Raw genomic sequence first — 14,148 nt, forward strand, 5'->3', positions numbered from 1 at the left:
TCTCGTGGAGATCAGGTGTCGTTTTACACGACAGCGGGTGGTTGTTTAGTTAACTTAATGATCAAAGCATTTTTTTCGTCATTTCATTTCCCTGTTCGCGCTAAGTCATTGGCTTTTTTTGCATTCACAAAGCTTTTAATTAAAAACAGCAATTTGATCTTTATTTCTTCAATTGACATTTCTTTTGCGCTCTGTCCAATTGATGCCCTAATCACTCCTGTGAATGCATGCGTGATAACGAATGCTTCCTCAGGACTGAATCGTATGGCTTGACCGTTTCCGTTTGGAACTCCCTTAGTCGCCAGTGAGTTGGCTATGAGTTTGGAAGAGGCATCAATATTGTTGGCATGTCCCATTTGCCATGCATATTCGAGTAATTCACGGTGCACTCTTGAGCGACCTCCAAATGCACCGAAAACACAATCGATCAGTATCCGAGCAGGTTCCTGAGATTCACCGCTATTTGAGTTTGACAACGTTGCAATTATGTTTTCGTTCACAGTTTTCATTTCACGCTGACCGAGCACTTCAAGAATGGCTGCCTTGCTCCCGAAATATTGATAAAGCGTGCCAATGCTAATTCCTGCTAACTCGGCAATTCGGTTGGTTGTCAGACCCTCCAATCCGTCTTTATCGATGATGCGTGTTGCTGCTTCCAATATGAGTTCAATCTTCTCTTGCGCCCGTCCTTGTTTTGGCGCTCTTCTTGTAAGTGATTGTTTTTTATGAGAATTTTGTGGCATGCGTGGCTTTCAAGAACGCGAGTAGTAAAAACTGAGCATAGCTCATATATTTGCGTCTGTGTATTTAACTCCCATTTAAGTTATGACCCAAATCGTTTGGATTCAAATCATCGTAACAATCGCCATCCTTTGCATAGCGTTGGCAGAAGCCTTGGTTCTGCAATACCGCAAGCCTGGTTCTTTTGACTGGTCCGAGGCTTGGCTTTCACTAGCAGATATGGCAGGACGTAGATTGTTGGGCGTTTTACCGGTAGGTATCGCGACCCCCGTTTTTGAATGGGTCTGGACGCACCGGCTATTCACCATCGAACTCAATGGCTTCGCAGCTTTTTTATTGCTGTTTCTGGGTCTTGAATTTTTCTACTATTGGTATCACCGTGCATCACACCGTGTTCGCTTCTTTTGGGCAACGCATGCGGTGCACCATTCTCCAAACCAACTTACCTTGTCAACTTCTTTTCGTCTTGGTTGGACGAATAAGCTCACAGGAATAACTTTGTTTTACACACCTTTGGTGTACTTTGGCTTTGAACCTAAGATTGTTCTAACTGCACTCTCGCTCAATTTGCTTTATCAGTTCTGGTTGCACACAACATTGATCCCGAAGTTGGGCTGGTTGGAATGGGTACTCAACACGCCTTCAGCACACCGAGTGCACCACGCATCTAACTTAGATTATCTAGATGCAAATTATGGCGGTGTCCTCATCATTTTCGACCGTTTGTTCGGTACTTATCGCCCTGAGCGCCCCGAGGAACCCTGCGTCTATGGTTTGGTAAAACCAATGCGAACTCGCAATGTTTTTACGATGGAGTTTTCTCAGTGGGTTGCCCTTTATCGCGACATGCGAGAAGCCACAAGCCTTGGTTCAGCATTTGCCTATTTTATTAAGCCGCCAGGTTGGTCACCAGATGGAAAAAGTCTTACAACTGAAGCTTTGCGCGCTCAACAAATCAGAACGACTTTGACATGATTCAATTTGTTTTTTCTAGTAAATTTTGGTACGGTCGTTTTGTCATGGCACTACCGATCTTTGCCCTGGGTATGTTCACAATTCCTTCCTCATCTGAGTCGCAGGTCACTGCAACTCAATCGCAATTCCTGCCTGCGGTGACAAGTATCAACCCACAGCGTGTGCAGGCTCAAGCCAATTTCTTCGCAGCTGATGTAGATAAGAATGAGCAACTGAGTCTGTCCGAATTTATGACCTTCATTAACCTGAATGCGGAGCACAATCTGGGACAAGCTGCTAGCATCCGCCAATTTAGAATGTACAAAAGGGCTTTTAAGAAAGCAGATGCGAATGGTGATGGATTCGTGACCAAACAAGAAATCACAGCACAAGCGAAAGAGTAATTTTTTAGTATTTACACCAAAAAATTAATTCTCTCTAAACTGGAATACCCTCCAGCACCATTCTGAGTAACTTTCAAAACTCAGCCACTTTGAAGAGAATTTGTATCCAAATTTGAGCCAAACCAATGGCAGATCCTGCTCGATTTTTGAGTAAGCACAGCCAAGAATCAATCGTCTGGTAACAGGACGATGAAGAAACAAAGGCGCTATCCAGCGCCTTTGTTCAATTCTGATCAGTTAGTGAGCAAAACCATCTCTTAGCTTGTTGGCTGCGGCTTCATTCTGTGTGTCCAACTCTCCGTTAAGAACAACTTGCGCCCAAATCTGTAGCAAATGAAATGGGCTGATTGTTAGAACTTTTGAATAAAGTTTGGGACCTTGGGTTTGAGTTTGCTTATCGGGTGTTCGGGTGGTGCGTAGGAATTGCCGAGTCAGGTTTGGTTTCTACGGGTCTACCGTGCTCGTGGCTTGACGTGGTCTTCAAGTGTCGTTTAACACGACAGTTGGTAATGTGTGGGTTGAAGAACAATAGTTCCCCTGACCATAGGTCTGGCTCTCAAGGCAAAATCAATTTTTTAATTCTGACTTGAGGGATGCGTTCTTGCTTGATATTAGTAGGTTGACTTTACGAATTTGATCAAATCATTTAGAAACTTCTTTTGGGCGTTACCGGATGAGCCGGTCCATCCCCAAGTCTTTTTGGCAGTAGGTCCAGCGCCATATGTTCGGACACCACGATCGATAGGGCCAGCCATGATTCCGTGCGCGGCATCTTCATAAAACCAAATTTCAACATCACGTCCCGTTCCCTTAAGTTCCTTAACCCAAGATTCGGCTGAAATCATGATCCCTTCTGGATTTTGAAGCCGGCTGCAAGTCTTTGAGGTGCCCTCTGGAGCGAGGTCGAATGCCACGTTGAAAGAGCAGGGGGCCACACGACTGAACATCCAGTCGTCCTCTTTATCTCCGCCGTAATTGTCCAACTTGCCGTAGATCATCCTTACCGGGACATTAATGTTGAACGGGAAGCCTAGCCCAGAGGGTGATGCACCCTCCGGAAACACTGCCCGAACGTGCTTGGGGTCAACTGCCCCAGCAATATTCGAGACAACACTCCCACCGTTCGATAGCCCCTGGATAAATATACGGCTTGAGTCTATAGATTGATTTTGAATTAGCCACTGATAGGCACCAAGCGCAACCTTGTAGGTCATGCGCTGACGGGCATCGTTGGTCATACCGGTGAGAAAAAGAGTGAATCCCTCTTCTCTGGTGTAGCCGTTCATCTGATAAGCATCGAATACAAGAGTTGCGATTCCGGCAGAGTTTAATGCGGCTGACAAATTGGTTTCCGCTTTACCCAGGCCGCCGCCACCGTGAACAATGATGAATACGGGCGGTTTTTCAGCGATCTTGGGTGAGAAAAGTCCCGGCATCGAAAGCTTTACTGTTGAGTGGCACGGATTGAAATCGGCAAGTGTTCCACGAACAGTGTGATATCCAGGTCGAATCTGAACCAGTTGATGCGAGCTCTTTTCATACGCAACGCATTGGTTAGCATGCGCCGATTTTGCGAGACTTATTTGAAGTATGACGGCAACGGCTAGAACACCAAGAAACCTTGTGTATGAACCTAAGATATTTTTCATAATACTTATTAATTTATGATGTTTGTCTTTAAGAGCTTAAGCATTCGCAATTGTTGAAAACTTAATCAGCTTAATTAAATTGTACTTTTGCTGTTAGCTTTTGGAGCTTTGCAATTTTGGCTACATGTAACTCCTGACCCTGCACACAAATCGTTCTGTCAGGTTTGATTTCAGCGTGGCTACCGTGCTACTGGCTTGTAGTGGAGATCAGATGTCGTTTAACACGACAGAGAGTGGTGTGTGGTGTTGTCCTTTTAAAGGACATTCATTCAACTTACAGGTGTTAGCGGCGGTCTGAAAGCGCGGAAAAATGGCTTTGGAGAGCGTTTTCAGGTTCTCGGTGAGAGTGGTGGCGCGCAGATACGGCTGGCCGTTTTGTCGTAAATTTGCACTCATATCTAAGCAATGCTTAAATATTTCTTGCCTACGCTTTGCAGTTAATCTAAGATTCGCTTAGATTAACAATCGGAGCACCTAAATGTCAGTTTCCCGCTTTGCCTGTGCCACTCTTGCCCTCCTGGCGTTCTCGCCGTTGTGGTCGAACGCTGCGCCAACCGATGCAATCGTGCGTTTCGAAATCGCCAGTCTTCGCAATGCGCAAGGAGATGTAGGATGCCTCATATTTAACTCTTCGGACGGCTACCCAGAGACGCACGCCAAAGCCTATAAAGAGATACATGCTGCCATTGATGGGGACCATGCCGTTTGTGAATTCAAGGCAGTCACGCCGGGCACCTATGCAGTCATCGTCTTCCATGACGAGAACAAAAATGGCAAGATGGACAAAAACTTCTTGGGCGTTCCACAAGAGGGTTATGTAGCGTCTAACAACCTGCGCCCCCTGATGTCAGCACCAAAGTTCAAGGAAGCGTCGTTCGTCGTTCCGGCGGCCAGCGTCACTGCCATTAAGCTTCAAATAAGGTATTGAGCGATGCGTGCGTTAACTGGAAAAACAGCGCTGGTCACCGGCGCTTCCTCTGGAATTGGCGAGGCCATTGCTCGAAAGCTTGCTGCTGAAGGTGTGAACCTCGTTTTAGTCGCCCGTTCGCAGGACAAGTTAAAGCAGCTTGCTGATGCACTCACTCAGAGCTACGCAGTGCAATGCACGGTCTTGCTGGCAGATTTGAGTACGCAGAATTGTGGTGCAACTGTGCATGGGCAAGTAAAGGCTATGGGTTTGACTGTGGACATCCTTGTGAACAATGCGGGCTACGGGACCTATGGACCGTTTGACTCCATTGCTCCGGAAAATGAGCAAGCTGAGATAGCCGTCAACATCGCAGCGGTTGTCGACTTCGCCCATGCCTTTTTGCCAGAAATGCTCAAGCGCGGTGAAGGCACCATTCTTAATGTAGCGTCCACCGCTGCATTCCAGCCAGTACCATACATGGCCGTTTATGCCGCCAGTAAAGCATTTGTACTGAGCTTTAGTGAAGCCCTTTGGGCCGAGTACCGACAACAGGGTATCCACGTCGTTGCCCTGTGTCCAAGTGCTGTCGACACAGGTTTCATTAACCATCTTGGGAATGAATCCGTTCGTAAAACGGCCGCCTTCTCAACCACTTTGCAGCCCGAGCAAGTCGCCGCCCATGCGATGAAGGCTATTTATGGCAAAGGTCCTACGCACATCACGGGTTTCAAGAATTGGCTGATAGCCCAATCGGCTCGTTTCGCACCAAGAAGCCTGGTAGCCCGCAGCAGTGCCGACATGATGCGCCCCCCGGTACAAAATGGGGCAACTTCGCATTAGCCCAACAAGAAAATCATGCCAACTGTTAAGAGAAGCAAGTATCACCACGGTGACCTTCGAAAGACACTGATTGACGTCAGTGTGGATGTCATCGACAAACAAGGGATAGACGCTCTCAATTTGCGTGGCTTGGCATTACTGGCGGGTGTTTCCTCGGGTGCGCCTTACCATCACTTTGCCGACCGTTGTGAGCTACTTGCAGCCATCGCTCAAGAAGGCTTCGAGGCACTCGAAACCGCTATGGTCTGCGAGGGAGCCGTAGCTGTAGGCGGCACGAGTGAGCGATTGGAAGCGCTGGGTCGCGCCTACGTGCTGTTTGCGACTTCGCACAGAGGGCATTTCCGCGTAATGTTCCGCGGCGACACACATAGCGGTGCGGATGAGGCGTTGAAGAATTCGGGTGACAGGGCGTTTCAATTGTTATGTGAAGCCATCGAAGCCTGTCAGAAGGCTGGCACTGCGCCACTTGGGGACCCACAGCCTTTGGTGCTGCATGCTTGGGCCACGGTGCACGGGCTGGCTACGTTGTGTGTTGACTCCAGCCTCTCGAAAATAGGTATCGCACCCGAACAGTTGGCGCCCATGATTACGAGCCTGACGAGCCAAATGTTTAGTTCCCTGGCTAGGACTCGTGCGTCGACTGTTGCCAAAATAAAGCAGCCCGGTGGTGCACGCAAGCCAAGGTCCCTCAAAAGCCCCAGCCGAACGCAGAAAACTTCTTAAGCAGTTGAAGCACGATGCAACTTACACCAACCATTGCCATTCATATGACCGCTTCATTAATTGCTTTGGTCATTGGTCCCGTTGCGATGTGGGCTCGTTTAGGGCAAACAAAAAGACCTTGGATCCACAGAGCGATTGGTTATGGCTGGGTCTCTATGATGATCGTATCTGCCATATTCATCAGAGACTATGGACTACCCAACGTATGGGGCTATACGCCAATTCATTTGTTAATTCCGTACACCGTGTTTTGGCTTGTCTATGCTTTCAGAGCCTTGGCAATGAAAGAAATTGAAAAGCACCGTAAAGCAATGATTGGTTTGTATCTGGGTGCTTGTATTGGAGCTGGTGCATTTACATTGCTACCAAGCCGCTATTTAGGTGGCATTGTTTGGTCGTATTTTGGGCTTATCAATTAGAAATCTCACTACCGCAGATTCTCATTACTTTTGAATCAAGTTTGGAGTCTAGAAGGATGAGAGGGTGCTTGTGTTGTGAATGAGTTGCTTATTCCACTTAAATCAAATCAACACTTTGCGATCATCATTGGCTTTTGACCAATGAAGTATTTCATAGCTCTGCCTTAGACCAGATGTGTAAAAAGGGTCAGTTTTCAATAGATCATCAAGTTGCTGTTTTGAATCGGCTTCAGCAATCCATAATCCACCTTTTGGAACTTGACCAAGCTCTACGCTCAGTGAGCCACCAACTGGTATCACTTCTTTATGGGTCTCAAGCCATTCAATGTGTTTTTGTGAATATTGCGAACGAATATGTCCGCAGCCTTGCTTATCGGTGAATAGAACAACAAACAGCATAAAAATCTACCTCAAAGGTTTTATCAATCAAATGTGATTTTGACATCCAGTTTGGGGTCTAGAAGGATGAGCTTCAAAGAGACAACCTGTGCGTAAAAATCGTTGCTCTAAGTTGCTATCAGCGTTGGCGCCGTGCTCGTGAATTGATGTGGAGAACAGGTGTCGTTTTAAACGACAGTTGGTGGTGATTTATGATTGCTTTAAAGAACCGAGAAGCTTGACATTGACAAGGTGTCTATGTTTAGAAGCTCTTCGTATATAAATTTCTGATGACCTTGTTGAAGAGCAAAGACTCCTAAAAGTAGGCAACCTAACAATATGAATTTGTACCTGCTGGCAAAAGAAAATAGACGTAAAGTTCCGTCGTTGTTAGCACTAATCAAATCTTTTTTGATAAAAATATTATCTAAAGTTTTTCTTGAAAATTCTTTAGGAAGTTTTGGATGAGTATCAAAAACGATCTGGTCTTTTAATTTCTTGTCGTCGTCATTCATAGCCCAGATGCTCCATTTTTTTCCGTAAGTTGATCTTTGCCCTGTGCAGTAACTGATGCGCAGCATTTATATCTAATCCTATTACTTTTGCAATTTCAGGAATGCCAGCGTCGTGGTAAGCCCAAAGTGCAAGTGCAGCCCGTTGCCTAGCATTTAAAAACTGCATGGCATGTTGTACGTTTGAGTCAGACTGCTTTCTTTCAAGTGACTCAATGGGAGTTAATTTATCGACTGAAAATAGCTCATCATACTCAAATCCATAGTCCAACTTATGGTTGGCACTAGACCGTAGCTTGTCTAAACAGAGCCGAGTCACAATCGTGTGCATATAAGTTGAAAGTGCAGCTTTGCCGTCGTATTGCTTCGCTTCAAAAAGTTTGATGAAAGCTGCTTGAACAATATCCTCAGCTTCACTTGGTTCTCCCAAGATCCTCCAAGCTAATGCGTGGGCTTTAGGACTTAAGCTAGCGATCAATTTTCGAGCTGACTTAGTGTCGCCGTTTAGGGCTGCAGAAAAAGCAGCCGCTTCTGCTTTATGCACCAACATGTTTGCTCATAAAGGACGAGACTTAATTTGTAGCCATATTGAGGGAGTTTCAAGAAATAAAACGTTAGCTAATTTTTGTAGGGCGGTGCATTTCCTCACGCCATTTCTTGCGCTCTTCTGGGCTCATGCTTTCATAGGCTTTACGGCGTTCTTCTCTTAGCTCTTTGCGCTCCTGGGGTGTGAGAATCTCCATCATTGATTTGCGCTCTTGTTTGAGTTGATCTTTTTGTTCAACACTTAGACTTTTCCATTCAGAATGCATTTTTTTATGCAACTCTTTACGCTCTTGCGGCGAAAGTGCTTGCATTTTTTGATGCATCTTTTCTCTATAAGCTTTTCGTTCATCTGGAGTTGCTTTTTTCATCTCCTCTCGAATCAATTGCCCATGGGCTAGGCGTTGTTCGAAATTCATGCTGGATGCTTCGCGTGGATCTAATGGTTCTGGTAAAGCGGCTAAGACTGTACAAGTGACACTTGACATGACAAGACCTAAAATGACAACGCTTAATTTGGAATATTTCATACAGACCTCTTTTTAAAACATGCTCATTAGACGTGTTTCAATACCTCATTCTTACGATAATCCTGCATAATTTTTTTGAAAATCTAGCACCTGCGTAAGAAGCGTTGAGTCAGGTTTTAATTCGGCGGGTCTACCGTGCTGTCGGCTTGTTGTGGACATAAGGTGTCGTTGAGGGGTAGTCACCAAGGGTTTAACACTACATAAAAGATCTAAGTTAAAGCTTCTACTGATTGATTACAACTTAATGGAGAAATTTCATGATCAAAATTCGTCTGGTCCTTTTTGCCTTTCTAGCAGTAGTTTCCTTACATTCATTTGCTGCAGACATCAAAAGTGAACTTAAGGAAGTCATCCTAGCCAATCAAAATTCAGTTATTGAAAGCAATTTAAAGACTTTCTTAGCCACCTCTGCGCCAGATATCAATATCGTTGACGAATTTCCCCCTTTCGTTTGGAACGGTAAGGATGCAGCAGCTAGATACTTTAAAGACTTTCAAGACTTGTTAACAAAATTCAAGGTATCGGACTACAAATTAGATCTCAAGGATCCTACATTTATTGAACAAGATAAGAATGTTGCTTACGCTGTATTTCCAGTTTCTGTTTCCTATAAAGTAGGAAATGTGAAGGCACATACTGATACTGGTTATCAAGCTGTAGTTTTCAAAAAGGCAACAAGCGGCAAATGGTTAATTGAAAGCTCCACCTGGGCAGTTAGCAACAAGACCATTAAGTGAGTGTTGATCTGCGTGGTAATTTTGTTGAATCGAGTTTGGGTCAATCGGAGCCGTCAAGATCGACATGTCGATCTTGACCTCGAACCTCAACAATAAAAGTGGGTTTAGTACTTCTCGGGAACCAACATGTCAGCCGGAACAGGGTGACGAATGTAATCAGGATTGCGAACACGTGCGGGCAACTCGATGCCTGCATGTTCGACTTCATGGTAAGGAAACTGGTTTAACAGATGGTCGATACAGTTTAAGCGAGCACGCTTTTTATCGACAGCTTGAACCACCCACCATGGCGCTTCTGGAATGTGCGTACGCTCAATCATGGTTTCTTTGGCGCGCGTGTAATCTTCCCATCTCCGGCGACTCTCTAAGTCCATGGGGCTAAGCTTCCACTGCTTCAGGGGGTCGTGAATGCGGCCCATGAATCGTGCATGTTGTTCATCATCGGTAATAGAAAACCAATACTTAATGAGTTTGATGCCGCTTCTGCCAAGCATTTTTTCAAACTCGGGCACGGATCTAAAGAACTCTTCGTATTCGTCTTCAGAGCAAAATCCCATGACTTTTTCGACACCAGCACGGTTGTACCAACTGCGGTCAAACAAGACAATTTCACCGGCGGCAGGCAGGTGCGAGACATAGCGTTGGAAGTACCACTGCGTGCGCTCGCGATCATTAGGTGCGGGGAGGGCTGCAACACGGCAAACACGTGGGTTAAGGCGTTGGGTGATGCGCTTGATCACGCCACCTTTGCCCGCAGCATCACGGCCTTCAAACAAAATGACTACCTTCTGCTTATGGGCCAACACCCAATCCTGCAACTTGACCAACTCGCCTTGAAGACGCAGCAGTTCACGGAAATAATTTGCGCGTGCGGCTTTTTCTTCAGCAGAGGCTAAGGGGTCATTTTCATCCACGCCATCTTCCATAGACATTTCAAGCTCTTCGTCAATGGAGTCCAAAATATCTTCACGAATTTTGCGAAGTTGTTCGGCATCTAGCTGTTGTGATTCGTTCATGGCTTATATTCCTTTGCTAGCATCATCAACGCTGTAAATTGCAAATTTATGACTTTTTTCAAGGCATTCCCTCCTCAGATTGCTTGAGATTCTACTGATGCGTAGGAGTTGCTAAGGCAGGTTTAATTTAGGCGTGCCTACCGTGCTCGTGGCTTGATGTGGAGATCCAGTGTCGTGTTACACGACAGTTGGTGGCGGTGTGGGGATGTCCTTTTAAAGGACAAACTCGAGTGAGCGGATTGGCTTTCTAATCAGGTAGCTGACTTAATTTTCTGACTTGACCAGTACCAGTGCTTGCAAAGCAGCATCGAAGACCTTTGCTTTGCCCATGTAGTACCTGTCAAGACGCCATTCCTGCAAGACTTCCATAGCCAATTGAAATTCATTTGCGTCTAATAAGTAGAGATCCTTAAGTGAAAAGTCCGCTTCTTCCGCCTTTGGTTCTAGGGGACGATTACCAGTTGATGTGGTCTGCAAGTGTCTTTTATCACGACAGTTGGTGGTGTTGTCCTTTTAAAGGACAAACGATGTTACCGCCGACACCAAATTGACCAATGGTTTTCTGCACACCTGGTCAAATGGACATCGGCGTCAATGCCAAAACAGAGAACAACACCAAGCTGATGCCCAAAAGACTGGGCATGGCGATCATCAATCGCCGAAGAATATAACGGAACATAGAAATGCTTAAGTGGTCTTGTACCAGTCTTTCAAAAGCCACAAGTCATTGTCCCAGCCCGACAAAGGCGCAACCAAGTTGTTGACTGCGGCTGAAATACTGGGGCGGAAAACCACGGGAATGATTGCAATGTCGTTGATGGGCATGTCGTTCATCCTGACAAACAAAGCTGCACGTTTCACGGGGTCCATTTCAGATCGGGCTGCCAAATAAGCCTTGTCGTATTCGGGGTTGCTGTAGCGCGTGGAATTTCGACCCAGCCATTTGTTGGCTTTGCTGGCAAACTCAGTGCTCAGATACTGATCCATTATTCCCTCTGGATCAGGCTGAAGCATGGTGGTGGTGAACATTTGCATGTCTGCATACAGCTTGGTGTAGGTGTCTGTATTGGCTGGGTCAGACGAGAAGTAGACCGATCCAGGCACCGATTTCAATTCCATGTCAATGCCAGCCTTTTGCGCAGCTTGCTTGATAATTTGTTGCGTTTTTTGACGCGGCCCATTGATCGAAGTTTGGAAAACCAATTTCAGTTTTTTGCCACCTTTTTCACGGATGCCATCGGCACCTTTTTTCCAACCAGCTGCCTCTAAGACCTGAGCTGCCTTTTCTGGGTTGAACTCGTATTTTGTGTTTTTAGAGACAAAGCGCTGTGGGTTGTTCAGGAAGTTGGCCGTTGCAATACCTGTTCGGCCGTAGATGAACTTTTGCACCCCGTCGCGATCGACACACAAACTGATGGCTTGGCGAACCGCAAATTCCGACAAAATGGGGTGCTTGGATTTGGGATTTGAACGCTCGCCATCTGTTTCAGTCCAAGGGTCTGCCATGTTCAGTTGAATGAACTCAATGTTGCCGCCAGACACAATATTTATTTTGCCTTTGCGGCCTTGCTCTAATCGAATGAGAAGTTCGTCTTCGACTTGCAAATTCCAAGCGTAATCGTATTCCCCCGTTTGCAACACAGCGCGGGCAGCAGACACGGCATCACCGCCGCCCTTCATTTCGATGCTGTCAAAGTAAGGGCGATTGGCTTCGTGGTAATTGTTGTTGATGACACCGCGCAGCATGTCACCCGGTTTGAAATCGGCAAACTTGTAGGGCCCAGTACCAACGGGCTTGAGGTTGGCAGGTGCATCGCGAGAAGTAGCGCCTTTGTAAGCTTCAAAAATGTGCTTCGGAATGATCATGCCAGCAGCGCTGACCAAAGGATCTGCCCAAAATGGCGAAGGCTTTTGGTACTCAACCCTGACGGTATGGCTGTCTACTTTGGTGACCTTCACATTTTTGTAAGAGCCACTGGTGATAGCAGAAGTTGTAGGATCGGCCGCATAAGCAGCTGTGAAAACAACGTCATCGGCCGTGAATGCAACACCGTCGTGCCATTGAACATTCCTTTTGAGCTTCCAAGTAATTGATTTTCCATCCCTTGACACGCCACCATTGGCCAAAGTGGGCACTTCTGCCGTCAAGATGGGAATTAGGTTGCCATCTGCATCCCACGCACCCAAAGGTTCATAGAAAATACGTGAGCCTTCTTGGTCTTTGTTACCACTGGCGAAGTGGGGCTGAAGCAAAGTAGCACCCTGCCACCAGAGTAATTTAAGGGTACCACCACCGCCACGTTTGGTGGGCTTATATGTAGAAGCAGTTTGTGCTTGGGCCAAACCTGAAGTGAGCAGCATTTGAGCTGCCATAGGTACAGTTAATCCAGCGCCAATCATGGTGCGAATGAACTGTTTGCGGCTGATGCTATTGTCGCGAACTTTATCGATCAGATCGCGAATTTCACTTTCATTTATAGAGTTCTCATGAGTCATTTGAATTCCTAAATAAAAACTACATAGGTTTTAAAAAACGTTGAAACTTTGTTTTAACCGTATGCCTCTTCCTAAGGTACTTTTGTATTGCCTCATTGCTAAGCGTTGACCCTTTTTCAATAGGTGAAAAATCATGCCGGATTTTTTATACTTTTAAATGGTTAGATTTTTAGGGTCAGGGTCAGTTTCTACGGGACTACCGGGCTCGTGGATTGATGTGGCCGGCAAGTGTCGTGTTACACGACAGCTTGCCTTATTTAAATTTAGTTCAAAGAATACAAGAAAGTTATTTGTTGGGTGCCTTGTATTTGGCAGCTTTGGCTGCAGCATTTGTCATAGCTGTTTTCATTGCTTTAGTTGAAATCAATTCTTCTACATTGATTTCCGTGAATGCACCGCTAGCCATGGTGATCATTTGCGCTTCCGTAACTTGCTCAGCAGTTCCTTCTACCAAGCACACGATACTACCGCTTGAGATAGAGAAAAATATGTCATGAGTTTTCAGCCCTAAAGATTTGAAGAGAGCTTTAGCAGCCTCACCTCTATCACTTGGTGAAGCAAGCATTCCTTGAAAAGCAGTAGATGTGTAGCCTGAACGAACTAGATACAAAGCCATGATGCTTCTCCTTTGTTAAATGGGCAGCTGGCGTGCCAAATTGCTTCTGACCCAACTGCTCAAACCACTGGCAGTTCCCCTTACTTGCCATTCTTGAAATGCAGGGTCTGCATACAAAGCATCAGTGCATTTTCCATAGGCTTCAAAGCTTTCGTAGCGAGCTGAAAAAACCATATTGCCAACTTCTCCAGCCGAAACAGCCCAGATGGAAACCTCAGCGCCATGCTTTCGCCAGAGGGCTGCACTTTCTGCCACCAACGCCATTAACTTGGTCATATCTGCGCCTGGGTTCGGCTTGAAAACTACTTGTGAAATCATTTGAGCCATTTTGAAATCCTAAAGTTAATAAACTGCACCTCGATATGAAGTACAGGATTAAATCTAACGCCAGAGATTTACAAATGAAATAGCATAAGTAGAAAGATTCGTTGGGGTTTACCCAAGCGTTAAGTCTTGATGTGCTTGTTTTGTAATAGATTAGAAATAATCAACACAATCAACCCGTGGGTTGTTAGAATTTTTGAACAAAGTTTGTGAACTTGGTTTTGCTTTGGCTTCCGTCGTATTGGGGCGGTGCGTATGAATCGTTCTGTCAGGTTCGGCTTCGGCGGGGCTACCGTGCTCGTGGCTTGTCGTGGAGATCAGGTGTCGTTTAACACGACAGTTGATGTGTGGATGGC

At 45.9% G+C, this 14,148-nt stretch carries 18 protein-coding genes; 7 read left to right on the forward strand and 11 right to left on the reverse strand.

Features of this window, described 5'->3' with window-relative positions; genetic code table 11:
- Positions 1-83 precede the first annotated feature (83 nt).
- Positions 84-743, reverse strand: a complete 660-nt coding sequence (locus B9Z32_RS06535; RefSeq protein ID WP_108420457.1) for a TetR/AcrR family transcriptional regulator — start codon at positions 741-743, stop codon at positions 84-86.
- Positions 744-825: 82 nt separating this feature from the next.
- Between B9Z32_RS06535 and B9Z32_RS06540 the strand changes: the two genes are divergently transcribed.
- Together B9Z32_RS06540 and B9Z32_RS06545 are read left to right on the forward strand one after the other, a co-directional pair.
- Entirely contained in the window at positions 826-1,716 is an 891-nt protein-coding gene (locus B9Z32_RS06540; protein WP_108420458.1) for a sterol desaturase family protein, read from the forward strand.
- Positions 1,713-2,099, forward strand: a complete 387-nt coding sequence (locus B9Z32_RS06545; protein WP_108420459.1) for a hypothetical protein — start codon at positions 1,713-1,715, stop codon at positions 2,097-2,099. Before B9Z32_RS06540 ends, B9Z32_RS06545 begins: the two co-directional genes overlap by 4 nt.
- A 611-nt stretch (positions 2,100-2,710) precedes the next feature.
- Here the strand turns inward: B9Z32_RS06545 and B9Z32_RS06550 are convergent.
- On the reverse strand, positions 2,711-3,748 hold the full coding sequence (locus B9Z32_RS06550; protein ID WP_108420460.1) for a dienelactone hydrolase family protein: 1,038 nt from the start codon (positions 3,746-3,748) through the stop codon (positions 2,711-2,713).
- Positions 3,749-4,226: 478 nt separating this feature from the next.
- Between B9Z32_RS06550 and B9Z32_RS06555 the strand changes: the two genes are divergently transcribed.
- Genes B9Z32_RS06555 through B9Z32_RS06570 form a run of 4 tightly spaced genes read left to right on the forward strand, consistent with a single transcriptional unit; the run spans position 4,227 to position 6,640 of the window.
- Positions 4,227-4,676 carry a DUF2141 domain-containing protein gene (locus B9Z32_RS06555; RefSeq protein WP_108420461.1) on the forward strand — a complete coding sequence of 150 codons (450 nt, stop codon included), beginning with the start codon at positions 4,227-4,229 and terminating at the stop codon, positions 4,674-4,676.
- Positions 4,677-4,679: 3 nt separating this feature from the next.
- Complete coding sequence (locus B9Z32_RS06560; RefSeq protein WP_108420462.1) at positions 4,680-5,498, forward strand: SDR family oxidoreductase; 819 nt, start codon at positions 4,680-4,682, stop codon at positions 5,496-5,498.
- Positions 5,499-5,513: 15 nt separating this feature from the next.
- The gene (locus B9Z32_RS06565) at positions 5,514-6,221 is read left to right on the forward strand and encodes a TetR/AcrR family transcriptional regulator (protein ID WP_108420463.1); all 708 of its coding nucleotides are present in this window, start codon (positions 5,514-5,516) and stop codon (positions 6,219-6,221) included.
- Between the two features lie 14 nt (positions 6,222-6,235).
- Positions 6,236-6,640, forward strand: coding sequence for a DUF2306 domain-containing protein (locus tag B9Z32_RS06570; RefSeq protein WP_108420464.1), 405 nt, complete (start codon positions 6,236-6,238; stop codon positions 6,638-6,640).
- A 102-nt stretch (positions 6,641-6,742) separates the two neighbouring features.
- Here B9Z32_RS06570 and B9Z32_RS06575 read toward each other — a convergent pair whose 3' ends face one another.
- The 4 genes from B9Z32_RS06575 to B9Z32_RS06590 form a co-directional block, all read right to left on the reverse strand.
- Positions 6,743-7,039, reverse strand: coding sequence for a YciI family protein (locus B9Z32_RS06575; RefSeq protein ID WP_108420465.1), 297 nt, complete (start codon positions 7,037-7,039; stop codon positions 6,743-6,745).
- Between the two features lie 200 nt (positions 7,040-7,239).
- A complete protein-coding gene (locus B9Z32_RS06580; protein WP_108420466.1) occupies positions 7,240-7,533 on the reverse strand; it encodes a hypothetical protein in 294 nt (97 codons plus the stop codon).
- Positions 7,526-8,080: an RNA polymerase sigma factor gene (locus B9Z32_RS06585; protein WP_108420467.1), complete on the reverse strand. Its 555-nt coding sequence runs from the start codon at positions 8,078-8,080 to the stop codon at positions 7,526-7,528. Before B9Z32_RS06585 ends, B9Z32_RS06580 begins: the two co-directional genes overlap by 8 nt.
- 64 nt (positions 8,081-8,144) lie before the next feature.
- Positions 8,145-8,603: a DUF3106 domain-containing protein gene (locus tag B9Z32_RS06590; protein WP_108420468.1), complete on the reverse strand. Its 459-nt coding sequence runs from the start codon at positions 8,601-8,603 to the stop codon at positions 8,145-8,147.
- Between the two features lie 257 nt (positions 8,604-8,860).
- Between B9Z32_RS06590 and B9Z32_RS06595 the strand changes: the two genes are divergently transcribed.
- On the forward strand, positions 8,861-9,340 hold the full coding sequence (locus tag B9Z32_RS06595; protein WP_108420469.1) for a hypothetical protein: 480 nt from the start codon (positions 8,861-8,863) through the stop codon (positions 9,338-9,340).
- 104 nt (positions 9,341-9,444) lie between these two features.
- Here B9Z32_RS06595 and ppk2 read toward each other — a convergent pair whose 3' ends face one another.
- From ppk2 to B9Z32_RS06625, 5 genes are all read right to left on the reverse strand, one after another.
- A complete protein-coding gene (gene ppk2 / locus B9Z32_RS06600; protein ID WP_108420470.1) occupies positions 9,445-10,356 on the reverse strand; it encodes a polyphosphate kinase 2 in 912 nt (303 codons plus the stop codon).
- Positions 10,357-10,620: 264 nt separating this feature from the next.
- Entirely contained in the window at positions 10,621-10,833 is a 213-nt protein-coding gene (locus B9Z32_RS06605; protein WP_108420471.1) for a hypothetical protein, read from the reverse strand.
- Positions 10,834-11,043: 210 nt separating this feature from the next.
- On the reverse strand, positions 11,044-12,852 hold the full coding sequence (locus B9Z32_RS06615) for a peptide ABC transporter substrate-binding protein (RefSeq protein WP_199219954.1): 1,809 nt from the start codon (positions 12,850-12,852) through the stop codon (positions 11,044-11,046).
- A 286-nt stretch (positions 12,853-13,138) separates the two neighbouring features.
- Positions 13,139-13,468 (reverse strand): GYD domain-containing protein, encoded by a 330-nt coding sequence (locus B9Z32_RS06620; protein WP_108420472.1) that lies wholly within the window; start codon positions 13,466-13,468, stop codon positions 13,139-13,141.
- Between the two features lie 15 nt (positions 13,469-13,483).
- Positions 13,484-13,795 carry an NIPSNAP family protein gene (locus B9Z32_RS06625; protein ID WP_108420473.1) on the reverse strand — a complete coding sequence of 104 codons (312 nt, stop codon included), beginning with the start codon at positions 13,793-13,795 and terminating at the stop codon, positions 13,484-13,486.
- Positions 13,796-14,148 lie beyond the last annotated feature (353 nt).

The organism is Limnohabitans sp. MMS-10A-178, from assembly GCF_003063375.1.
Lineage (GTDB): Bacteria > Pseudomonadota > Gammaproteobacteria > Burkholderiales > Burkholderiaceae_C > Limnohabitans_A.